Consider the following 19,688-nt stretch of genomic DNA (forward strand, 5'->3'; position numbering starts at 1 on the left):
TTCCGATAAAAGGCCAATCATGACCGCGACCGCGCCCGATGACCAGGAAGACAAGCCGCTAGACCCGGCGATGGAGAATGTTCGCCGCAAGATGGTGCGGCTGCAACTCGTCTCGGCAGGCGTGATGTTGGTCATGCTTATGGCTGTCCTCGGAACGATTGTCTACAAGCTGACCCGCACGGACGAAAAGGCGCAGGCGCAATCCGCAGCCATCGCCGTTCCGAGCGAGGCGCCGGTCAATGCGGTTGCCGCCCTCCCGGCCGGCTTCACGGTGACCAACGTCGCGCTGTCGGGCTCGCAGGTGCTTTTCTACGGCAATCTGCCCGGCGCCGAGCCGCGCGCCATCGTCTTCGATATCGCCGCCGGCCGCATCGTGGCCGACATCACCGTCAGGACCAACTGACGGTATGAGCTCAAGCGCCTCGCCTCCGATCCGCATCGATGATCCGGCAGATCCGCGGATCGCCGGCCTCGTGTCGATCAAGGAGCGCGACCTGACGGGCCGACAGGGGCGTTTCATCGCTGAAGGCACGGTGGTGCTGCGCATGCTGGCGGCGGCGCATCGCTCCAACAGCGGGCTTGGCGCCGAGGCCATCCTGCTTCTCGAAAGCCGTGTGGCCGGCGTGGAGGCCATTCTGGCGGAATTTCCCGCTGACGTGCCCGTCTATGTGGCGGCGGCACCGGTGTTCGACGCGATTGCCGGCTTCAACATGCACCGTGGCGTGCTGGCACTCGGGCGCCGTGACGGCGTTGCCGGCCGGGACGCGCTGCTCGCCTCACTGCCGGCTACGAGCCTTGTGCTCGCAGCCTGTGGCATCTCCAATCACGACAATATGGGCTCGCTGTTTCGCAATGCGGCGGCCTTCGGCGTCGATGCGGTGCTGATGGATGAGACGAGCTGCGATCCGATGTACCGCAAGGCGATCCGCGTTTCCGTCGGCTCGGTGCTGACTGTGCCGTTTGCGCGCGAAGGGTCGGCGGCGTCGCTGATCGAACGGCTGCAGGCCGAGGGCTTTGCGATCTGGGGGCTGTCGCCGGCCGGCGAAACCGACATCGGCGGAATACCGCCGGCCAGGCGCACTGCCTTGCTCGTCGGAACGGAAGGTGAGGGGCTGCCGCCGGCCATCCTGAAATCCATACGCACCGCGCGCATTCGCCAGCGGCCCGGGCTCGACAGCCTCAATGTCTCGATGGCAGCCGGCATCGCGCTGCATCAGGTCGCCTTGATCAACGACCGGATCTGACGCGCACCGAAAGTGCCTATTCCTTCGGCAGGATTTCCTTTGCCCGCTTTGCCAGGCTCTTGCGGCCGGCCACATCGTTCTTGTCATCACCCGCGAGCAGGCTGAGGATCGGCGAGGCGGCGCCCTCGCGCGTTGCCGTCAGAGCCACCATGCCGGCGGCAATTTCCGCCACTTCCTCGCGCAAGGCATCGTCATGGGCGGTCGTCTTGGAATTGGTCAACCGTTCCGACAGGGCGGCCGCACGGTTCTTGAGTTCATGCGAAAGCGCCGCAGTTTCCAGCGGCGGCACGCCCGGTTGCTCGATGAGCTGCGCAGGGTGCGCGGCAACGCCCTCCGACGGCTCGCTGCCGCTTGCGCGACGGTCCTTGCGCGCTGGGAAGGCGATACCTGCCGCGCGCAACACCTTGGCGGCATCCCGCATGTCCTGGTTCACGTCTTTCACCTTGGTCTTCAGTCGTTCGATTTCATCGGCGCGTCGCTCGAGCGCGCTTTCGCGATCGGCGCCTGCAGCCAGTTCCCGCGAAAGCTTGTCTTCCAGTCGCTGCAGGCGGCTCTCGTCACGGGCAAGACGCAGCTCCATTTCCTTGGCATGCGCGCTTTCCGTCTTCAGATCTGCACGCAGCGCATCGCGCTCGTCGCGGAGCGTCGCGACGCGGCTCTTGAGGTTTTCGGCCTCTGTCTCGCCGGCGGCAAGGTCGAGGCGTAGATTGTCGATGGCGGCGGCCTGTTGCGCCAACTGATTGGTCAGAGTCTTGATCGTTTCCGCCTTGCCGGCGTTGTCGCGCTCGACGGTTTCGAGCGAAACCTTCATGCGCTCCAGTCGCTGCTCGAACTGTCGGATCGCCGAGCGCATGTCGGCGGCTTCGACGTTCATGTCGGCAAGCTGGGAATGCAGATCGGCATTCTCGCCGTTCAGGCGGCGTGCCTCCTGCAGTGTCTTCTCGTTGTTGAGCATCAGCGATACGCCCTTGTCGCGCTCGCGCTTCAGGGCTTGCTGCGTGCGTGCGTTCTCGGCGGCAAAGGTGGCGCGGGCGGCATCTTTCTGGGCGCGCACTTCCTGGGGGCTGAGCGGCATGGTCGCCTTCAGACGATCCTCGGCAAAGCGCACGATGCGGCGGTGAATGGCCGGCGCGACGAGAAGGCCGATGATGATCGCCGTCAGGAAGCCCAGGGCAAAGAGGAGCGAGAATTCAATCACGAGCTGGCCGTTTCAAAGCTGGACCGGAAGCAAACGCCCCGCCCGACCATCATAGTCAGAGCAAGGCGCTTGATGTTACTTTCCTGCACTAAACATGACGTTTCGTGCGCTGCAAGTATTTGACGCGGGATTTCGCCAAAGCGCACCCGCCATCTACAGCGCCGCGCGTCTTGTTAGACGCGCAAAGGTCGCTGTAGCACTTTAAATTGCTGCATGTTTTTTCCTTAAATCGAATAGGATTCAAGGAAACATGCAGTTAGGTCAGAAGGGGTTCCAGGTCGGGTTCTGCGTCATCTTGAGATAGCCGACATTGACCCCGAGCCGGGCGCCGATGCCGGTGCGGATCGGGACGACGACGATGTGTTCGTCGGTGAGCACCGTCATGCCGACGCCGGCCACGACATAGGCCGAACCGGAGACGCCGCCAAACCGCTTGTAGAGGGATGGCACGCTCGGAAGGTTGTAGACCAGCATCATCGTTCGGCTGCCCTGTCCGCCCCAGTCGATGCCGAGTGATGGCCCCTGCCAGAAGACGTTGTGCTGGCCGGCATTCTTGGTGTTGAGTTCGCCTTCCCCGTAGGTCAGGCCAGCGATGAAGGCGCCAGAACCTTCCTGTCCGAGGATATAGCCGTTCGGCAGGCCGTAACGTTCGAAGGCGCGCTCCACCACCTTGGCGAGGCCGCCCGAGGTTTCGCCGAAGAAGCCGTGACCGGCATCGACGATCTCCTGCATCGAATATTGACTATTCGCCTGCTGGGCATGGGCGGCGGATATGGCGCCGGCCATCAGGAACATCGTCGCCAGGATAGCGCGGCTGGCCATCGTGGCTGCCTTCATGATCTGCTGCATCGTTTCCTCCGTCAGGCGCGAAAATCACTCGCTTGCGGGTTTGCTATGGCCGGCATCGCCTGTGACGGCGCGGCCAGCGGGGGTCTGGACCATTTCCCTGCAATTTGAACCGATGGTCTTAACAATCGGTTTACCAAATGTGGTGTCATTATGATCCACTGATGAACGGCTGCGCCGGGCAGCCCATGGCTTGCGTCTTAGCGCCTGAGGCTTTACCGGCTCTGCCCGAGCGCGTGCCTCATGTCCGCATGCCGATGGAACCGAACAAGGAAAGACGATGGCAACGAATCCGAACCTGACATTGACGGGACCCGATCTGGCCGCGCTTCTGTGCAGCCGGGTTTGCCACGACATCATCTCGCCGGTCGGCGCCATCAACAATGGCCTGGAACTTCTGGACGAGGGCGGCGCCGATGCCGACGCCATGGACCTCATCCGCACCAGCGCACTCAACGCGTCGGTCCGCCTGAAGTTCGCTCGCCTCGCCTTCGGCGCCTCCGGCTCGGTCGGCGCGTCGATCGATACCGGCGAAGCGGAAAAGGCGGCCAAGGACTTTGCCGCCGCCGAGAAGAAGACCGAGGTCAACTGGCACGGGCCGCGCGCCATCATCGCCAAGAACCGGGTCAAGCTCCTCCTGAATCTTTTCCTCATCGCCTATGGGGCGATCCCGCGCGGTGGCGTCATCGACATCACGCTCGAAAATCCCGAGCTCGACGCAGTGTTCACGCTGGCCTGCAAGGGCCGGATGATGCGCGTGCCGCCGCGTCTGGTCGAACTTCTGTCCGGCACGCCGGAAGAGGCGGTCGATGCGCATTCGATCCAGCCCTACTACACGGTGCTGCTCGGCGAGGAAGCGGGCATGACGATCGATGTGGTTTCGACCGGCGAAGAGATCATCTTCACGGCGCGTATGAAGCCGGTCGACGCCTAAGTCCGGCGCTGCCTTTGCTGTTTTGATACATGTCCGGCGCGGTGTGGCGATGGCCCCCGCGCCGGACATTTGCGTGGCCACAGTTTGAGCGCCCGCCTTTCCTGGCTTTTGGCCGGTTCACCGAAAAATTAATATTTTCAGCGTGTTAAAAACAGCCGGAGAGCCTGCGTTAAGCAAGCTCCGTAACGAAATCTTTGCCAAATTTGTATAGGGTTGTTTCAGGCGTGCGAGCACGCGTATAGGTAAGTCATGAAGGAGTTGGACATGCGGCGCTTGATGATTGCCGACGGCTCGGATGTCGTCAGGAAAGTTGGGAAACGTATCCTGTCCGGCATGGGCTTCCTTGTCTACGAAGCGCCGAGCGGCCTTGAGGCGCTGGTGCGCTGCGAAGCCGAGCTGCCGAATATTCTCGTGGTCGACGCCGGCCTGGAGGGCGCTCTGGATCTCATCGCCAATATCAGGCGACTGCCGAATGGTGCGTCTGTGCGCATCTATTACTGCGTCGTCGAGGCGGATCTGAAGAAGATGATGGCCGGCAAGCGCGCCGGTGCCGATGATTTCCTGCTGAAGCCGTTCGATCGCAAGATCCTGACGAGCGTCTTTGCCAGCCAGTCGATGGCGGCCTGAACCGCAATAAACGTGTTTCCGGACTGAACAAGCCGCGGCAGTTGCTGCGGCTTTTTGCTGTCTCGTCTTGGCACTTTTTGCATGACACCCGAGATCAAGGCCTTGGCAGGCGCATGTCACCACCTTCGGACCTTTGACACCAGGAAGCACCTGATCACCGAGGGAAGGGGCGACCATAACGAAAAAACCCGCCTCGAAGGGCGGGTTTGTTCAAAAGGCGTCCGTTGGCGTCATGCCTGGATATGCGGGTCCATGCCGCGCCCGGAAGAAAGCTCGAAATCAGGCGGTTTCGGCGTATTCGGCACCATCCGGCTCGCGCAGAACGTAGCCACGGCCCCAGACGGTTTCGATGTAGTTGGCGCCGCCGGCAGCATTGGCAAGCTTCTTGCGCAGCTTGCAGATGAAGACGTCGATGATCTTCAGTTCCGGCTCGTCCATACCGCCGTAGAGGTGGTTGAGGAACATTTCCTTGGTGAGCGTCGTGCCCTTGCGCAGCGAAAGCAGCTCGAGCATCTGGTATTCCTTGCCGGTGAGGTGGACGCGCTGTCCGCCGACTTCCACCGTCTTGGCATCGAGATTGACGATCAGTTCGCCGGTCGAGATGACCGACTGGGCATGACCCTTGGAACGGCGAACGATCGCATGGATGCGCGCCACCAGTTCGTCCTTGTGGAAGGGCTTGGTCATGTAGTCGTCGGCGCCGAAGCCGAGACCGCGAACCTTGTCTTCAATTCCGGCCATGCCGGAGAGAATGAGGATCGGCGTCTTCACCTTGGAAAGACGCAGTGTTCTCAAGACCTCGTAACCGGACATGTCCGGAAGGTTGAGGTCGAGAAGGATGATGTCGTAGTCATAGAGTTTGCCGAGATCGACGCCTTCCTCACCGAGATCGGTGGTGTAAACGTTGAAACTCTCGGACTTGAGCATCAGCTCAATGCTCTGAGCCGTTGCGCTGTCGTCTTCAATTAGTAGAACCCGCATATTCTTCCCCTTTTCCGCCGCCCAAGGTCATCGTGGCCCCCTTACGCGATACGGATCCAGTCGTTGCCTGATTTGGAGGCTGCCATCAAATGGTTAACAAATTCTGATTCACTCTGGCAAGCTGTATCGAGATTGTTAAATATTTTTAGCAGTTCCCTGATTTCAAACGTGAATCCAAAATGGCACTTTTCATGCGAAACATGAGGAAATGCCGCTATCTGACTCTTCTGACTCGTTAATGCCGGGGCCGTCATATTTCGTGCCTCAGTATTTACGGAGCCTTAAATCATCACCCCTATGATTAACGATGCCCGTAAACGAAAGGTTACCAGCGGTAGGCTTTTGTTAATATCGCTGTCGATTTTCGTTTTCTGTCTGTTGGGGCAGGCTCGACGGGCCAAATCAGTAACCGGGGTCTCGTTATCCACGGGAGTATTGCGTATGAAAGCACGTGAGAGCCTTGTCCGCCTGAAGGAATTTCAGGTCAGGGAGAAGCAGCGTCAGCTGAGCCAGCTTCAGATGATGATGGCTGAGTTCGAACGGATGACCAAGGATCTGGAAAATCAGATTGTTTTCGAGGAAAAGAAGTCGGGCATTTCCGATCCCTCGCATTTTGCCTATCCCACTTTCGCCAAGGCTGCTCGTCAAAGAGCCGACAATCTTCAGGTCTCCATTCGTGAACTGAAGGCGCAGCAGGATGCGGCCGAACTTGCACTTGAAGAAGTGCAGGCCGAATTTGCGAAGGCGGCGGCGCTCGAGGAACGGGATACGACGACGCGTCTCAGGGCGTAAGCTCCTTAGCCGTTTCGAGGCAGATGATTTTCATTCTTTGTCGGGCGATGCCGATGGCATGGCCCGATCCGGCACGATTGTCACAAGAACGAAAAACCCGCGCGACAGGCATCTGTCGGGCGGGTTTTCCCATTTCGGAACTTTGGTGGTTTGCCGCCTCAGGCCTGGATCACGTCCTGCCAATCGGGATGGCGCAGCGCCTGCGCGCGCATGAACGGGCAGAGCGGAATGATCTTCCAGCCGCCCTTGCGCGCTTCGTCGATTGCATGTTTTGCCAGCGCCTGGCCGACGCCCTTGCCGCGCAACTCGTCGGGAACGAGCGTGTGATCGACGATGATCAGTTTCGGCGATGAGCGGGAATAGGTCATCTCGCCGGTATAGCCTTCGACGGTTGTCGAGTAGCGGCCGTGCGAACCGATTTCTTCGTGGGCGATATCCATCTCAGCATCCCTTCACATTCAACGTTTGCGTGTTGCTGAAGATGCTATCGCATGACTGCAGCATTCGAAACCGGTTTGGCGAACGCGAAGGGGAAACGCACTGTCGCCGAAATGTTGCCTATTGAAAGACGGGGCGGAGCGGGCGACGGAAAACGAAGACGGCGGCCACCGGAAATTCCGGAGCCGCCGTTCGACCTATGGCCCTGTTGGGGGCTTTTAGTGGCGATATTGCTGGATGCGTGTGGTGCGCAGGCCGGCCAGACCGTGATCGTTGATGGAGGACTGCCAGGAAAGGAATTCCTCGACAGTGAGGGTATAGCGTTCGCACGCTTCCTCAAGGCTCAAAAGGCCACCGCGGACAGCGGCAACCACCTCAGCCTTCCTGCGAATAACCCAGCGCCGGGTATTCGCCGGCGGCAGATCCGCAATCGTCAGAGGACTGCCATCGGGGCCGATGACATATTTTACACGTGGTCGCATCATTTCGGTCATGGGACTCTCTACACAAACTCAAGACCATATGTTGCTGACCTTAGCCCGCCACATTTAACATTTGCCTAAGCGGTCGGTAACAATTTGCTCATAATTTTAAATACTTCCGCACACTCCCTCGATCACTTCCGCAACGTCCCGCCGGCGATCGCGACGCCTGTCGCGCTCGACAAGAGCCGCCTTAATGCCCGGAAAGCTTTGGATTATCGCGGATTTTACATGGGAGCCATGCAATTACCACATTTCACTTTAACTAAAATTCTTGGTAACGAGGCGCCGAAATAAAGGATGAGCGACGTTTGTGCGCTCCCGAATCATTCTTGGTGCATCGTCATATTTTCACAACCGGTCGCGTTGCTTTCGCGGGCATGCCGGAGAGGGTGGCTGTATTCTGGCTGCCGGGTGAAGTTCATGCACCGGATGATTTTCGGGGCTGTTTGTATTCTCTCGACCAGGTGCGTTGGCACCGGTGATGTGGTGATCAGAGATGAAGGAATCGAATGAACCAGCCTTGCTGCGCGAGGCTGAGACGGCGGACATGATTTCCGAAATCGATACGGCTGCCGTCCGCACGGAATACGAACTTCTGCACCTGATGCGGCGGTTGATCGCGCGCTATGGCTTCGGCCATTTCATGATCGCGCGCCTGCCGCTGGCCGAGCAGCAGCGCTTTTCCGAGCGCCTGGTGCTCAGCAACTGGCCGTCGGAGCTGGTGCGCCAGTACGACGCCTGCGAGATCTTTCAGTCGAGCGTACTGGTCGAGCGCCTGCGTGGCACCAAGCTGCCGGTAACCGGCGGCGCCGAGCTGCTCGATGCCGCCGGCAAGCCGACCGACGAGGCGATGGTGCACCGGCTGCTGGCGCATCCGGAGATGGGGCGCCATTTCGCCGTCCAGTTGCATACGAGCAGCGGCGATCCCTTCGTCGCCATGCTGTCCGGGCGACGGGAACCGCCTGTCGGCGTCGAGCAGGCTACGCTCTATCTTTCCCTCGTGCAGCTGTTCGAATGCCTTGAGCGTACCTTCGACACCGGCAGTTCGGCGCGCGAAAAGCTGTCGAGCCGCGAGATCGAGTGTCTGCGCTGGGCGGCAGCCGGCAAGAGCAGCGACGAGATCGCCATCATCCTCGGCATCTCCACCTATACGGTCAGCAGCTACTTCAAGAGCGCGACCCGCAAGCTCGACGCCGTCAACCGCATGCAGGCGATCGCCCGCGCCATGAGGCTGAAACTGATCTGAGACGGACCGCCCTGACCGGCCTGGCGCCATAGCACCGCCCTTGCCGCCGGGCGGACAAGTTTCTATATGTCGGCGACTGGAGCCTCCCGCTTTTCAAGAAAGCGGAGAAGATACTCTGGACATTGTCGTGCTACAGCGATCTTGGCGCGTCTGAATAAGACGCGCGGCGCTGTAGAAGCCGAACGCGTGCCGCGTGCTATCGCGCAGGCATTGCATCGCATGAAGCGTGAAACAGGGGCGAGCGTTGTCGCTGCCACCCGAAGGCCGGATTGGATCCCGTGAATAGTCTCAATTTTGACCGCAAGCCCGAAGATACGCGTGTCGTTGTCGCCATGTCCGGCGGCGTCGATAGTTCCGTCGTCGCGGGCCTGCTCAAACGCGAGGGTTACGACGTTCTCGGCATCACGCTGCAGCTCTACGACCACGGTGCCGCCGTCCACCGTGCCGGCTCCTGCTGTGCCGGCCAGGACATCGACGACGCGCGACGCGTCTGCGAAACGCTCGGCATCCCGCATTACGTGCTCGATTACGAAGCGCGCTTCCGCGAAACGGTGATCAACCCGTTTGCCGAAAGCTATGTCGCCGGCGAAACGCCGATCCCCTGCGTTGCCTGTAACCAGACGGTGAAGTTTGCCGATCTCCTGGCGACGGCCAAGGAGCTCGGTGCCGATGCGCTGGCGACCGGCCACTACATCCGCTCGCGGCCGAGCCCGAACCCGCGCTATGCCGGCCAGCGGGCGCTCTATCGCCCGACTGACGCCGATCGCGACCAGAGCTACTTCCTCTTTGCCACCACGCAGGAGCAGATCGACTATCTGCGCTTCCCGCTCGGCCACCTGTCCAAGGCCGAGACGCGGGCGTTGGCGGAAGAGATGGGCCTTGTCGTCGCCCAGAAGGCCGACAGCCAGGACATCTGTTTCGTGCCGCAGGGCAAGTACAGCGACATCGTTTCCAAGCTGAAGCCGAATGCAGCGCTTGCCGGCGAGATCGTGCATCTCGATGGCCGCATACTCGGCACCCATGACGGCATTTTGCACTACACGATCGGCCAGCGCCGCGGCATCGGCATTGCCACCGGCGAGCCGCTCTATGTCGTCTATCTCGACGCCCGCTCGCGCCGCGTCATCGTCGGCCCCAAGGAAGCGCTGGAAACGCGCCGGGTCTACCTGCGCGACGTCAACTGGCTGGGCGACGAAGATCTCGAAGACGTGGCAGCCGATGGCTTCGACTGTTTCGCCAAGGTCCGCTCCACCCGCCAGCCGGCACCCGCCATTCTGAAGCGCGACGCCGAGGGTCTCTATGTCGAGCTTGCCGAGGGCGAAGCCGGCATCGCGCCGGGCCAGGCCTGCGCGCTCTATTCCGGCGTCGGTGAAGACGCCCGCGTCTACGGCGGCGGCTTCATCCGCAAATCCGAGCGGGAAGCCGGTGCCGAAGCCGCGTTGAAGGTGCTTCTGGCAGCGCCTGCGGCTGCCTGAGGCAGTCATTTCCGATCGCGCGGGAAAACTTCACATTTTCCCCGCGACTTGGCTTGACACTTGGCTGAACCGGGCCTTATAAGCCGCCCGTCCAGTCAAGACGGCTTCACCTTCGAAGCCCTGACGCGGTACCCGGCGGAGTAGCTCAGTAGGTTAGAGCAGAGGAATCATAATCCTTGTGTCGGGGGTTCGAATCCCTCCTCCGCTACCAAAACTACAAATTTCTTAACTTTATTTGATGATTCGATTGTTTCGGCTACGGCTCACTTTCGTCGTTCGTTGTTACTGGATGCCTTTGTCGGTCACCAAGCCGTTCCGCTGTGGGTCACTCTACTGGGATTTGCTGCCCCGCTTATTGCATTAGCCGGATCGGCGGTCGGTTACGTCGTTAAACTTTACCAGGGTGCTGCGGCCCGTAAGAGAGATCAGTTTTTTGAGCTGATGGCTTTCATAGACAGCCACGACAGACCGATTGCCACGAAGGTTGCTGCCGTCTACCGACTGCGCGACTTCCCGAAAGATAGAAATTTCATAGTCCGCTTTTGCCGAACGCAACGTGAAAACATTCAGGGCAGTGCGGCACAATCCTTAAGGGAGGAGATGGACGCAACAGCGCTCTTTTTCCAAAACAACTCGGACCCAATCTAGCTTTGATAGATTCACCCTTGGCTCGCTGCCCATTGGGCTACGAACAGTTTGACTAGACCGATCGCGATACTCAGTTCACCATCGTGATACCCAGCTAGCAAAATCGGCAAAGCCAAAGACCTCCGCTGCGTCTCCCAATTCAACGCAGCAGCGTTTGAAGGTGCTCGAAGCGAAACTGTTCTGTAAGCGTTGCGGACATCGCTTCCACAAGCGCTTCGCAGTCGCCTAAACGTTGCGTTGAGTGCCGCTAAATTGCAGGCAATGGGAGAGGCAATTGCAGTTCGAATACACCGATCCGCAGGGTCGTGTCCCCACAGGTGGTGTAGCTCGGCGGTAGCGAAGCCGCTCGCGAGCGCGCCCTCAACAGCGCCGTAGTGAGCGGGCGGCGGAGCGGTGGTCATCGATGTTCTCCGGTAGGGTCGGGTTGCTGACACCAACCTGATTCGAAGGAACCACCGATGACCGACGACATGATGAACCTGCGTGCGCTCGTGGAGAAGTCCCCCGACGCCGATCTTTTGCGCGAGATGATCGGTTTTGCCGCCGAGCGGCTGATGGAGCTGGAGGTGGGCGCCGCCACCGGTGCCGGCTATGGCGAGAAGAACCCGCTGCGGACGGCCCAACGCAACGGCTACCGCGAGCGGGATTGGGAGACGCGCGCCGGAACCGTCGAGCTGCGCATTCCGAAGCTCAGGAAGGGCTCTTACTTTCCGGGCTTCCTGGAGCCGCGGCGCATGGCCGAGAAGGCGCTGACGGCGGTCATCCAGGAAGCCTATGTGCAGGGAATCTCGACCCGCTCGGTCGACGATCTGGTCAAGGCCATGGGCATGAGTGGCATCTCCAAGAGCCAGGTCAGCCGGCTGTGCGAGGAGATCGACGGCAAGGTCAAGGCCTTCCTCGAAATATCCTCCGCCGTGGCCGGTGCTGCAATCGAAATTGTCAACGTGGATCGCCTCAAGGAGATGAACGTTGTCAACGGGGGAAATTCGGATGTCTCCTTGAGCGTCCAGGCTCGTAACAAAATGCTTTATGTGCTCGGAGAGAGAGATTCCCTCTACGGACATCACAAGGTATTGTTCTGCTATATCAAAGGCACTGGATTTGTGTTCTTCGGCCTGATTGAGGCCCAAGGCCGTGAAGCGGAGTTAATGCAGTTTGAGGCAGTCGAGTTAGTCGTCAATGGAGAGAAGCTTGCCATCGATATTTCGGACAGAGCGATGCGTTTTGTCTCGGGGCGATATGTTGCAATCAACTGTCGGCTGTCTCACGAAGAAGCGCGCTTGATCGCATACTCTGACAGTTTTGGGGTCATGGTCCGCGCTTCGCGTGAGGCGCCGGTGTTCCTTGGGATTTTTGCGATGTCGACCGAGGGCGGCAGAGAACAGCTTGAAACGTTTTTCGGCGCACTGTCCGTGGAGCAATAGGAACAATTGTTGGGGACCTAGGCGATGTTGGCGGCAACTGTCATCAACAACGGTTTTGCCATCGCGAAAATACCAGGTTTGGCGGCTTTCTGAGAACTCAACCTGAGCGCCCGCGCTGCACGCCCTCTCCATAACGTCCGGCAACACAATCTTCACCCTATCGCTTCTCACCCATGACTATGCCGATGGTGCAGGTCCGGATAATGCGGGTGCTTATGCCGCATCGGTTCGTGGCGGTGCCAGTGGGAATGCGGTTCGGTGACCGGGCCGTCGTGGCTGTGGGTGTGATGTTCGTCGTGGATATGGGCGTGTTCGTGCTCGAGCGCCTCGTGGGTGTGTTCGTGGTCGTGGCGCTCTGCCAGGTGCATCCAGAGGCCAAAGGCCATCAGCAGGCCGGCTGAGAGGAATTGCAGGGTGATCGTGTCGCGGAAGAGGGCGATCGAGAGGAGGGCGCCGATGAAGGGGGCGAGCGAGAAGTAGGCGCCAGTGCGCGCCGTGCCGAGATGGCGCAGGCCGAGCATGAAGAAGACGAGGCTGATGCCGATGCCGAGGAAGCCGACGAGGGCGGCGGCAGCGGTGAGGCCGACGGACGGCAGCGAAGCGCCGAGCGACAGGGCAAGCGCGAGGTTGGTGGCGCCCGCCGCCAAACCCTTGATCATCGCGATCTGGACGGGATCAGCCGACGAGAGCTTTCGCGTCAGATTGTTGTCGATGCCCCAGGCAAGGCAGGCGCCCGCGATCAGCAGGCTGCCGCGGTCGAGGCTCAGGCCCGCACCGTTCCACGACAGGAGAACCGCGCCGCATAAAATTGCGGCTGCGCCCAGGAGCAGGCGGCGATCGACATTCTCGCGAAACACCAGCCAGGCAATCGCCATTGTCGCCAGTCCCTCGAGGTTGAGGAGCAGCGATCCGGAGGCGGCCGTGGTCTGGGATAGGCCGAACATCAACAGTAGCGGGCCGAGCACGCCGCCGAACAGGATGACTGACATCAGCCAGGGAATATCGGCGCGCGCCAGCGGCGCTTCGACGCCATCGAGCCCGACCAGGGCGCGGGCGCGGTGGACGATCGCCAGGCCAATCCCGGCGCCGAGATAAAGCATGCCGGCGAGCAGCCAGGGATCGACGGAACCGAGCAGAAGTTTTGAAAGCGGCGTCGAGGCGCCGAAGAGAACTGCGGACCCCAGGGCGAGGGGAACGCCGGGCCAGAGGTGGGAATGATCGCTCGACATCGGAAACTTCCTGGCATCGGATGGGCATCGGCCATGAGGCGGCCGGTGCGGTCCATCCAAGCAGCAAAGTCATGCCAGGGGAAGTCTTTGTTCGTGCCGACAATGGGAAGGGAGATTTCTCCACCAGGACATCGGCCGTTAAAGTTTCAAGGAGACCGGCCGGCTCTGCCTGACGCGGAGAATAGCGCCGGCCGACTGCGCAACGGTCAGGCCGCGATCATGGCGATCGCCGTACTTAGGTTCGCCCGCCGCCTTGCCGCCAAGAGTGCGGCTATCAGGGAGATCTGGAGAAAAGCGCCAAACTGGCCGTGCGGATGAACGTTGGGCAGATCGAGGTCGATCTCGCCGGTACGTCGGCCGCGGTCTCGAAGCTCTGGGGGTGCCTGAACCGGTCGTAGCCAATGGCTGCCCGCCCAGGTTGCTGCTGCCAATTCAGCCTCCTGCTGTCAGCGCGGAACGCTGGCGGGCCGACCATTGCCGTTGTAGGCTAAACGCAACTTTGAATATATGAGCGATTCGGCGAATATTCGAAACTCCGTGCTGGCCCGTTTTCCGCTATCTTGGCCGCGTGTATGCTGATCAGTCTGCCGGCCCAGTCTCAGGCCCTCACGGATGATCTGACCACGGGAACGCTGACCGGCACCTGTGAGAGCCTCATCGTTGCAGGTGAAGACTGGACGAGCCAATGTGACGGCATGCTGGTACAATCGGTTTATCCAGACGGCCGATCCGGTTTCACGGTTTTCCTCAAGTCCGGCGTTGCAGTGACTTTCCGAGGACGCGAGGCCGAGAAGCCCGACCCGGACAGTCAGTTGCAGAGCGTCAACAGGATCGTTGTGGACCCCGGTAAGGAAGCGGCTGAATTCGAGATGAAGGAAGTGGCTGGCGGATGCGGTTACACCAACCCCTTCAAGGGCGAGGCCATGACGGTATGCGAGGCCACCGATATCGGCAAAAGCCAGTACGCTCTGCAGTTCAGGTCCGACGGAAAGCCGCCGCAGATGGAGCGCGATCGGAGTGACCAGGACGAGGCGAAGCGCGAAAGCTCTGAGCAAAAATTTCAGGTGGGCAGTTGGACTGGAGACCCATTGGATGGGGGACGAAAAGGCTGTCTGATGTCGAAAAACGTCGACCGAAAGATCGCGCTCATCCTGTATGCCGACCGTAATCAGGCGTTTCACCTCAGCCTCTTCAACAACAGCTGGAATCTCACCGAGAAGAGCGCATCCGCGGGTGACTTGAGGATCGGCGGCAAGGCGTTTGCACTACGCGAAGTCGATATCCGCACGCCTCATCTCCTGACTGTTCACGTCGGCGCTGACAGGGACGCGTTGCAATCGGCGTTAGCGCAAAGCGCTGAACTGACGTTTCAATCGGCCGGCGCTGCGCAAACCAGGGTCGATCTCGCGGGAGCCGATGAGGCCATCAAGGCGCTCAATGCCTGCGTGAAGTGAAACGCCGTGTTTGCCGGCCACGGACATCAGGTTTTCGCGGTGAGGAGTTCGAGGCGAAGACCGTCGCCTCGTGTGGCTGCCAACGCGTGGAGGGTGAGCAGGGACATCATGGCTGGCTCCATCGTTTGATCGAGCACTCTTGCCCCTCAGCGTCGGGCAAGCCACCCGGTTTCCTGCCCGGTGGAAATCGAGACGGCGCGCTTTAGCGATGGATGGACGAGGTGATCGTGCTGTAGTCGGGCAGGGTGATGTCGGCAATTTCTGCCGCCCGATATTGGGACAGGGCCACATTCATGAAGGCGATCACTGCCAGAGAGAAGGCCAGAACGGTGATGGAAACGCCGAAACCGGTCTTGATCATGTCCGTATCCTCCAAGCCTTGTGTTTGCTGTTGAGAGACTGTCAAACCGTGGCATGGAGACTATCCTGTGGCGTCGAATGCGCTGTTCCCCGGGTAACACGCCGTATGGTTACCGAATTATGAACGGAAAAATCGGTGCCAATCCTGGCGAGGAGCGTCGAGAATGCTCAGGCTTGCCGGATTTCGACGCTATCTCCCGGCGCCAGCGCCCGGTGCTGGACGATGGCTCGCCGATCCTCGGAGAAGCGGAAGGCAGCCCGCTCTACATCCTGGTGAAGGAGGGGGAGCGCTGGATGATCGCCATCGGCCAGAACACCAAGATCCAGACGGAGGCGATCATGACGCAGCAGAAGGAGATCAGCGCCAGCGACGCAAAGTAGCCGTTGGTGTTGGCGCCGTCCGTTCGGTTGTAAGCTGAGGTTGCGCGATCGGAGAGCGGCGCGGAGCTGGCCGCCGGCACCAGGCGCAGTCAGACGCTCGGCGCCGGGTCGATCTCGATGAGAAACACCTCGCACGGTGCCGGCGCCTTCACCGTGGCCGCAACCGGCCCCTCGAGGATCACCGCATCGCCGACGGAAAGCGCAAGCGTCTGGCCGTTACCATCCAGCTCCACCGCGCCGCGATGGCAAAAGACCATGGTGGTGGTAGCCTCGCTCGCCAGCGAATGCTCGCCGTCGATCGCCAGCCGGCGCACCTGATGGATGAGCTTGCGCCGGCGGGTCATGACATTGAGGTCGACGATCGTGCCGTTAATCAGGCTGGCCGATGTGGCGACGTCGGCGGGGAAGGCAAGGGGCGCATCCGCCTCCGTCAATCGGGCCGGGTCGCGGCCTTCGATCAAGAGCGTCATGCCGTTGCCTTTAAGGATCGACAGCGTGCGGTCGATGCCGGGAAAAGCAGAGAAGGGGCCATCGCTTGCGACGGTCGCCATGCTCACCCGCCAGTCAAACTCCGAAAGCGATGCGCCTTCCGGAAAGACTGATATCTCGATGGTTTCGCCGCCGCCGTTTTTCCAGGGCATGCGCTTGTGGCCGGAGGCGGGCAGGAGCTTCATGGCGTCTCTTCCTGAATGACGAGCCGCATGCGGTCGAAATCCTCGTTCATCGGCCGGTCGTCTGCATAGACGGGAACGACGGCGCGGATGCGCTGGTAGAGCGCCTCGGTGCGTTTCGCCTTGGCCGTTGCGCGGGGCTGCAGGTCATAGGCCTGTGCGGCCGCGAGCAGCTCGATTGCAAGAATGCGCTCGAGGTTGTCGACGATTTCAAGCGCCTTCCATGCGGCGGGCGTGGCGTGCGTCAGGATATCCTCCTGCAGCGCCGAGGTGATGCCACCATCAAGGCTGGCGGGGGCTGCTAGGCGACGGTTCTCCGCGGCAAGGGCAGCCGCCGTATACTGGGCGATCATGTAGCCGGAGGAAACACCACTGTCGCCGGCGAGAAAGGCGGGCAGGCCACTGACGAGCGGGTTCACCAGCCGGTCGATGCGACGCTCAGATATCGCGGCAACTTCGGCAACGGCGACCGCGAGACTGTCCATGGCGAGACCGAGTGCTGCTCCAACCGCATGAGCCTGCGAATGCACCTCCGGCGCCTCCGGCGTGCCTGAAACGGCCGGGTTGTCGGTGAGGCTTGCCAGCTCCCGGTTCACCACCTCGGCCACATGGTCGAAGGCGTCGCGGGCGGCGCCATGCACATGCGGCACGGCGCGCAGGCTCAAGGGATCCTGTGTGCGCGTGCCGGCGCTTGCCGCCAGCATTGGGCTATCCTCCAGAAGGTCGCGCAGCGTCTTGCCGACCGCCTGCAGTCCGGACGAGTGCCGTAGCGCCAGCGGGCCGGCGGCAAAGGCATTGGCCTGGCTGCCGAGGTTTTCATAGGTCAGCGCCGATGCGGCATCCGCCCAGGCGAAGAGTTTTTGTGCGCGCGACAGCGCCAGCGCGGCAAGGCCGGTGGCGCAGGGCGTGCCGTTGACGAGGCTCAAGCCCTCCTTGGCCTGCAACTGCAGGGGCTGGAGCTCGAGCCGACGCAAGGCTTCGGCACCGCTGACTGTTGCCTTGCCGTCGTTTGCCGAGCCATGGCCGATCAGCACGAGGCCGATCGACGCGGCATGGGAGAGGTAGCCGACAGAGCCACGCGACGGAATATTGGGGATGAGGCCCGCATTGAGCAGCGCCAGAAGTGCCTCGACCGTCTCGATGCGGACGCCGGAATAGCCATGGGCGAAATTGGCGATCTGGGCAGCCATCACCGCCCGTGCCTCGGTTCGCCCGAGCGGCTCACCGACGCCGCAGGCATGGCTGAGGATGATGTTGCGCGACAGCGCCTGCTGGTTTTCCCGGTCGATGATGACATCGCAAAGCGCACCGACACCTGTGTTGATGCCGTAGCCGCGGATGCCGCGATCGACCAGCGCCTCGACCACGGCGCGGGCCTTGACGATGCGCTGGCGAGCGGCCGCGGAAAGCGTCAGCCGAGCGCCATCTGCGACCGCGGCGATCTCGACCCAGGTTGCAGGTCCATCAAGCGTGACGGTTTCAGTCATGAGTTTCTGGCCTTCCCTGGCGGCGCTGGACGAACCGGGCGACATAGTCGTTGGCGGGCTTGTCGAGAATATCGTCAGGCGTTCCCACCTGCACCACCTGGCCGTCCTTCAGGATGGCGATTTCCGAGCCGATGCGCAAAGCCTCGTCGAGATCGTGAGTGATGAAGACGATGGTCTTCGACAGGTTCTGCTGCAGCTGCAGCAACTGGTCCTGCATGTCGGCGCGGATCAGCGGATCGAGCGCCGAGAAGGCTTCGTCCATCAGGATGACATCGGTATCGGCGGCAAGCGCCCGGGCAAGGCCGACGCGCTGTTTCATGCCGCCCGAAAGCTGATGCGGGAACTTGGCGTCGTAGCCGGAAAGCCCGACGGTCTCGATCCATTTCATGCCGATGTCGCGGCTGTCGGCCTTGGAAAGGCCGCGCACCCGCTGGCCGTAGACGACGTTCTGCAGCACGGTGCGGTGCGGCATCAGGGCAAAGCTCTGGAACACCATGCTGACGCGGTGCATGCGGAAGGTGCGAAGCGCCTTGGCGTCGAGCTCGAGGATGTTGCTGCCGTCGAAGACCACCTGGCCGCTGGTCGGTTCGATCAGCCGGTTGATGTGGCGCACAAGCGTCGACTTGCCCGATCCGGACAGGCCCATGATGACGAAGATCTTGCCGGCACCGATCGTCAGGCTGACGTCGTTGAGGCCGACGCTGCAGCCGGAGCGGGCGAGAATCTCAGATTTGTCGAGGCCGTCCTTGGCCATGGCGAGTGCCGCCTTGGCGTCCTGGCCGAAGATCTTGTAGACGTTGCGGATCTCGATATCAGCCATTGCGGGGATCCTCCGTCCGGCTCTTGCCGAAACCTTGCGTGATGCGGTCGAGTACGATTGCCAGAATGACGATGCCGATGCCGGCTTCCAGGCCCTTGCCGACGTCAAGCGTCTGGATGCCGTTCAGCACCTGCTCGCCGAGGCCGCGCGCGCCGATCATCGAGGCGACGACCACCATCGACAGCGCCATCATGATTGTCTGGTTGAGGCCGGCCATGATCGTCGGGGTTGCCAGCGGCAGTTCGACGCCGAAGAGGATCTGGTTGGGGCTGCCGCCGAAGGCCGTTGCCGCTTCGACCACCTCGTGGTCGACCTGGCGAATGCCGAGGTCGGTGAGGCGGATCAGTGGCGGCACGGCATAGATGATGGTGGCGAGGATCGCCGGCACCTTGCCGAGGCCGAAGAGCATCAGCGCCGGGATCAGATAGACGAAGCTCGGCATGGTCTGCATCACGTCGAGCACCGGCAGCGTGATGTTGCGCACCAGCCGGCTCTTGGCGACGAGAATGCCCATGGGAACTCCGATGGCCACAGACACCAGCGTCGCCATCAGCATCAGCGCCAGCGTCTGCATGGTAAGATCCCAGAGGCCGAGCACGCCGACGAAGAACAGGAGCGCGCCGACGGCGACCGTCAGCGTCCAGCGCTTGGAGCTTTGCCAGGCAAGCGCCATGAAGGCGAGGATGACGACCCACCAGGGCAGGCCGCGCAGGATCCATTCGATGAACAGCACGGCTTTCAGGATCACCGCGCTGATCGCCTTGAAGACCCAGCCATAGCTGCTGACCAGCGTCTGGATGAACTCGTTCACCGGCGCGCGGATGGAGAGATTGAGGGAATCCGGAAACATCGGATGTCGTTCCTTGCTCGGGCCATGACGGACGCAATGCCGCCGCCGATGGCGCTTGCCTCGGGGTGTCGAAGGGTGGGGCCGGCGCGGGTCCGATG

Annotated in this window: 21 protein-coding genes, 1 tRNA gene and 1 pseudogene; 11 read left to right on the forward strand and 12 right to left on the reverse strand. The window is 61.3% G+C overall.

Annotated features, from left to right (window positions below; all coding sequences use genetic code 11):
• Positions 1–19: 19 nt before the first annotated feature.
• Together IB264_RS28885 and IB264_RS28890 are read left to right on the forward strand one after the other, a co-directional pair.
• Complete coding sequence (locus IB264_RS28885; protein WP_025424712.1) at positions 20–403, forward strand: hypothetical protein; 384 nt, start codon at positions 20–22, stop codon at positions 401–403.
• Positions 404–407: 4 nt separating this feature from the next.
• Complete coding sequence (locus tag IB264_RS28890) at positions 408–1,244, forward strand: RNA methyltransferase (RefSeq protein ID WP_057217911.1); 837 nt, start codon at positions 408–410, stop codon at positions 1,242–1,244.
• Between the two features lie 16 nt (positions 1,245–1,260).
• Here the strand turns inward: IB264_RS28890 and IB264_RS28895 are convergent, their stop codons facing one another.
• Together IB264_RS28895 and IB264_RS28900 are read right to left on the reverse strand one after the other, a co-directional pair.
• On the reverse strand, positions 1,261–2,442 hold the full coding sequence (locus tag IB264_RS28895) for a hypothetical protein (protein WP_057217910.1): 1,182 nt from the start codon (positions 2,440–2,442) through the stop codon (positions 1,261–1,263).
• Between the two features lie 261 nt (positions 2,443–2,703).
• A complete protein-coding gene (locus IB264_RS28900; RefSeq protein WP_025424709.1) occupies positions 2,704–3,291 on the reverse strand; it encodes a DUF1134 domain-containing protein in 588 nt (195 codons plus the stop codon).
• 277 nt (positions 3,292–3,568) lie between these two features.
• Here IB264_RS28900 and chpT point away from each other — a divergent pair, with 277 nt between their 5' ends.
• Together chpT and IB264_RS28910 are read left to right on the forward strand one after the other, a co-directional pair.
• Positions 3,569–4,222 carry a histidine phosphotransferase ChpT gene (gene chpT / locus IB264_RS28905; protein ID WP_057206585.1) on the forward strand — a complete coding sequence of 218 codons (654 nt, stop codon included), beginning with the start codon at positions 3,569–3,571 and terminating at the stop codon, positions 4,220–4,222.
• 264 nt (positions 4,223–4,486) lie between these two features.
• A complete protein-coding gene (locus IB264_RS28910; RefSeq protein WP_025424707.1) occupies positions 4,487–4,849 on the forward strand; it encodes a PleD family two-component system response regulator in 363 nt (120 codons plus the stop codon).
• Between the two features lie 279 nt (positions 4,850–5,128).
• Here the strand turns inward: IB264_RS28910 and ctrA are convergent, their stop codons facing one another.
• Positions 5,129–5,830 carry a response regulator transcription factor CtrA gene (gene ctrA, locus IB264_RS28915; protein ID WP_025424706.1) on the reverse strand — a complete coding sequence of 234 codons (702 nt, stop codon included), beginning with the start codon at positions 5,828–5,830 and terminating at the stop codon, positions 5,129–5,131.
• A 441-nt stretch (positions 5,831–6,271) separates the two neighbouring features.
• On the opposite strand from ctrA, the gene IB264_RS28920 reads away from it, so the two are divergent.
• Positions 6,272–6,622 (forward strand): hypothetical protein, encoded by a 351-nt coding sequence (locus IB264_RS28920; RefSeq protein ID WP_025424705.1) that lies wholly within the window; start codon positions 6,272–6,274, stop codon positions 6,620–6,622.
• A 158-nt stretch (positions 6,623–6,780) separates the two neighbouring features.
• Here the strand turns inward: IB264_RS28920 and IB264_RS28925 are convergent, their stop codons facing one another.
• Both IB264_RS28925 and IB264_RS28930 read right to left on the reverse strand, forming a co-directional pair.
• Positions 6,781–7,062, reverse strand: a complete 282-nt coding sequence (locus IB264_RS28925; protein WP_025424704.1) for a GNAT family N-acetyltransferase — start codon at positions 7,060–7,062, stop codon at positions 6,781–6,783.
• 216 nt (positions 7,063–7,278) lie between these two features.
• Positions 7,279–7,554 (reverse strand): DUF1153 domain-containing protein, encoded by a 276-nt coding sequence (locus IB264_RS28930; protein ID WP_003527546.1) that lies wholly within the window; start codon positions 7,552–7,554, stop codon positions 7,279–7,281.
• A 487-nt stretch (positions 7,555–8,041) separates the two neighbouring features.
• Here IB264_RS28930 and IB264_RS28935 point away from each other — a divergent pair, with 487 nt between their 5' ends.
• From IB264_RS28935 to IB264_RS28950, 4 genes and pseudogenes are all read left to right on the forward strand, one after another.
• Positions 8,042–8,791 (forward strand): LuxR family transcriptional regulator, encoded by a 750-nt coding sequence (locus tag IB264_RS28935; RefSeq protein ID WP_057217909.1) that lies wholly within the window; start codon positions 8,042–8,044, stop codon positions 8,789–8,791.
• A gap of 278 nt (positions 8,792–9,069) precedes the next feature.
• Complete coding sequence (gene mnmA, locus IB264_RS28940) at positions 9,070–10,266, forward strand: tRNA 2-thiouridine(34) synthase MnmA (RefSeq protein WP_057217975.1); 1,197 nt, start codon at positions 9,070–9,072, stop codon at positions 10,264–10,266.
• Positions 10,267–10,400: 134 nt separating this feature from the next.
• Positions 10,401–10,477: transfer RNA gene (locus IB264_RS28945), tRNA-Met, on the forward strand.
• An 895-nt stretch (positions 10,478–11,372) separates the two neighbouring features.
• Positions 11,373–11,813 (forward strand): annotated as a pseudogene (locus IB264_RS28950) (transposase); the annotation flags it as partial.
• 692 nt (positions 11,814–12,505) lie between these two features.
• Here IB264_RS28950 and IB264_RS28955 read toward each other — a convergent pair.
• Both IB264_RS28955 and IB264_RS28960 read right to left on the reverse strand, forming a co-directional pair.
• The gene (locus tag IB264_RS28955; RefSeq protein WP_057217905.1) at positions 12,506–13,567 is read right to left on the reverse strand and encodes a DMT family transporter; all 1,062 of its coding nucleotides are present in this window, start codon (positions 13,565–13,567) and stop codon (positions 12,506–12,508) included.
• Positions 13,568–13,773: 206 nt separating this feature from the next.
• Positions 13,774–13,998: a hypothetical protein gene (locus IB264_RS28960; RefSeq protein ID WP_146160922.1), complete on the reverse strand. Its 225-nt coding sequence runs from the start codon at positions 13,996–13,998 to the stop codon at positions 13,774–13,776.
• 141 nt (positions 13,999–14,139) lie between these two features.
• On the opposite strand from IB264_RS28960, the gene IB264_RS28965 reads away from it, so the two are divergent.
• Entirely contained in the window at positions 14,140–15,021 is an 882-nt protein-coding gene (locus IB264_RS28965) for a hypothetical protein (protein WP_113567688.1), read from the forward strand.
• A 202-nt stretch (positions 15,022–15,223) separates the two neighbouring features.
• On the opposite strand, the gene IB264_RS28970 is transcribed toward IB264_RS28965, so the two are convergent.
• On the reverse strand, positions 15,224–15,382 hold the full coding sequence (locus IB264_RS28970; protein WP_156408099.1) for a hypothetical protein: 159 nt from the start codon (positions 15,380–15,382) through the stop codon (positions 15,224–15,226).
• Positions 15,383–15,501: 119 nt separating this feature from the next.
• On the opposite strand from IB264_RS28970, the gene IB264_RS28975 reads away from it, so the two are divergent.
• On the forward strand, positions 15,502–15,762 hold the full coding sequence (locus IB264_RS28975) for a hypothetical protein (protein WP_146160921.1): 261 nt from the start codon (positions 15,502–15,504) through the stop codon (positions 15,760–15,762).
• An 89-nt stretch (positions 15,763–15,851) separates the two neighbouring features.
• On the opposite strand, the gene IB264_RS28980 is transcribed toward IB264_RS28975, so the two are convergent.
• The 4 genes from IB264_RS28980 to IB264_RS28995 are packed head-to-tail and all read right to left on the reverse strand — an operon-like array spanning position 15,852 to position 19,590.
• Positions 15,852–16,436 (reverse strand): HutD family protein, encoded by a 585-nt coding sequence (locus IB264_RS28980; protein ID WP_057217900.1) that lies wholly within the window; start codon positions 16,434–16,436, stop codon positions 15,852–15,854.
• A complete protein-coding gene (gene hutH / locus IB264_RS28985; RefSeq protein ID WP_057217899.1) occupies positions 16,433–17,920 on the reverse strand; it encodes a histidine ammonia-lyase in 1,488 nt (495 codons plus the stop codon). The genes IB264_RS28980 and hutH overlap by 4 nt, the downstream gene beginning before the upstream one ends.
• The gene (locus tag IB264_RS28990; protein ID WP_025424694.1) at positions 17,913–18,740 is read right to left on the reverse strand and encodes a glycine betaine/L-proline ABC transporter ATP-binding protein; all 828 of its coding nucleotides are present in this window, start codon (positions 18,738–18,740) and stop codon (positions 17,913–17,915) included. The genes hutH and IB264_RS28990 overlap by 8 nt, the downstream gene beginning before the upstream one ends.
• Positions 18,733–19,590: a proline/glycine betaine ABC transporter permease gene (locus IB264_RS28995; RefSeq protein WP_053249722.1), complete on the reverse strand. Its 858-nt coding sequence runs from the start codon at positions 19,588–19,590 to the stop codon at positions 18,733–18,735. Before IB264_RS28995 ends, IB264_RS28990 begins: the two co-directional genes overlap by 8 nt.
• Between the last annotated feature and the right edge of the window lie 98 nt (positions 19,591–19,688).

It is taken from the genome of Ensifer sp. ENS11 (genome assembly GCF_014851895.1).
Taxonomy (GTDB): Bacteria; Pseudomonadota; Alphaproteobacteria; order Rhizobiales; family Rhizobiaceae; genus Ensifer; species Ensifer canadensis.

What these genes read in the sequence shown, in the direction of transcription:
- IB264_RS28885 (WP_025424712.1), top strand. Translation starts at nt 20, where the DNA reads ATGACCGCGACCGCGCCCGATGACCAGGAAGACAAGCCGCTAGACCCG.
- IB264_RS28890 (WP_057217911.1), top strand. Translation starts at nt 408, where the DNA reads ATGAGCTCAAGCGCCTCGCCTCCGATCCGCATCGATGATCCGGCAGAT.
- IB264_RS28900 (WP_025424709.1), bottom strand. Translation starts at nt 3,291, where the DNA reads ATGCAGCAGATCATGAAGGCAGCCACGATGGCCAGCCGCGCTATCCTG.
- chpT (WP_057206585.1), top strand. Translation starts at nt 3,569, where the DNA reads ATGGCAACGAATCCGAACCTGACATTGACGGGACCCGATCTGGCCGCG.
- IB264_RS28910 (WP_025424707.1), top strand. Translation starts at nt 4,487, where the DNA reads ATGCGGCGCTTGATGATTGCCGACGGCTCGGATGTCGTCAGGAAAGTT.
- ctrA (WP_025424706.1), bottom strand. Translation starts at nt 5,830, where the DNA reads ATGCGGGTTCTACTAATTGAAGACGACAGCGCAACGGCTCAGAGCATT.
- IB264_RS28920 (WP_025424705.1), top strand. Translation starts at nt 6,272, where the DNA reads ATGAAAGCACGTGAGAGCCTTGTCCGCCTGAAGGAATTTCAGGTCAGG.
- IB264_RS28925 (WP_025424704.1), bottom strand. Translation starts at nt 7,062, where the DNA reads ATGGATATCGCCCACGAAGAAATCGGTTCGCACGGCCGCTACTCGACA.
- IB264_RS28930 (WP_003527546.1), bottom strand. Translation starts at nt 7,554, where the DNA reads ATGACCGAAATGATGCGACCACGTGTAAAATATGTCATCGGCCCCGAT.
- IB264_RS28935 (WP_057217909.1), top strand. Translation starts at nt 8,042, where the DNA reads ATGAAGGAATCGAATGAACCAGCCTTGCTGCGCGAGGCTGAGACGGCG.
- IB264_RS28955 (WP_057217905.1), bottom strand. Translation starts at nt 13,567, where the DNA reads ATGTCGAGCGATCATTCCCACCTCTGGCCCGGCGTTCCCCTCGCCCTG.
- IB264_RS28965 (WP_113567688.1), top strand. Translation starts at nt 14,140, where the DNA reads ATGCTGATCAGTCTGCCGGCCCAGTCTCAGGCCCTCACGGATGATCTG.
- IB264_RS28970 (WP_156408099.1), bottom strand. Translation starts at nt 15,382, where the DNA reads ATGATCAAGACCGGTTTCGGCGTTTCCATCACCGTTCTGGCCTTCTCT.
- IB264_RS28975 (WP_146160921.1), top strand. Translation starts at nt 15,502, where the DNA reads ATGAACGGAAAAATCGGTGCCAATCCTGGCGAGGAGCGTCGAGAATGC.
- IB264_RS28980 (WP_057217900.1), bottom strand. Translation starts at nt 16,436, where the DNA reads ATGAAGCTCCTGCCCGCCTCCGGCCACAAGCGCATGCCCTGGAAAAAC.
- hutH (WP_057217899.1), bottom strand. Translation starts at nt 17,920, where the DNA reads ATGACTGAAACCGTCACGCTTGATGGACCTGCAACCTGGGTCGAGATC.
- IB264_RS28990 (WP_025424694.1), bottom strand. Translation starts at nt 18,740, where the DNA reads ATGGCTGATATCGAGATCCGCAACGTCTACAAGATCTTCGGCCAGGAC.
- IB264_RS28995 (WP_053249722.1), bottom strand. Translation starts at nt 19,590, where the DNA reads ATGTTTCCGGATTCCCTCAATCTCTCCATCCGCGCGCCGGTGAACGAG.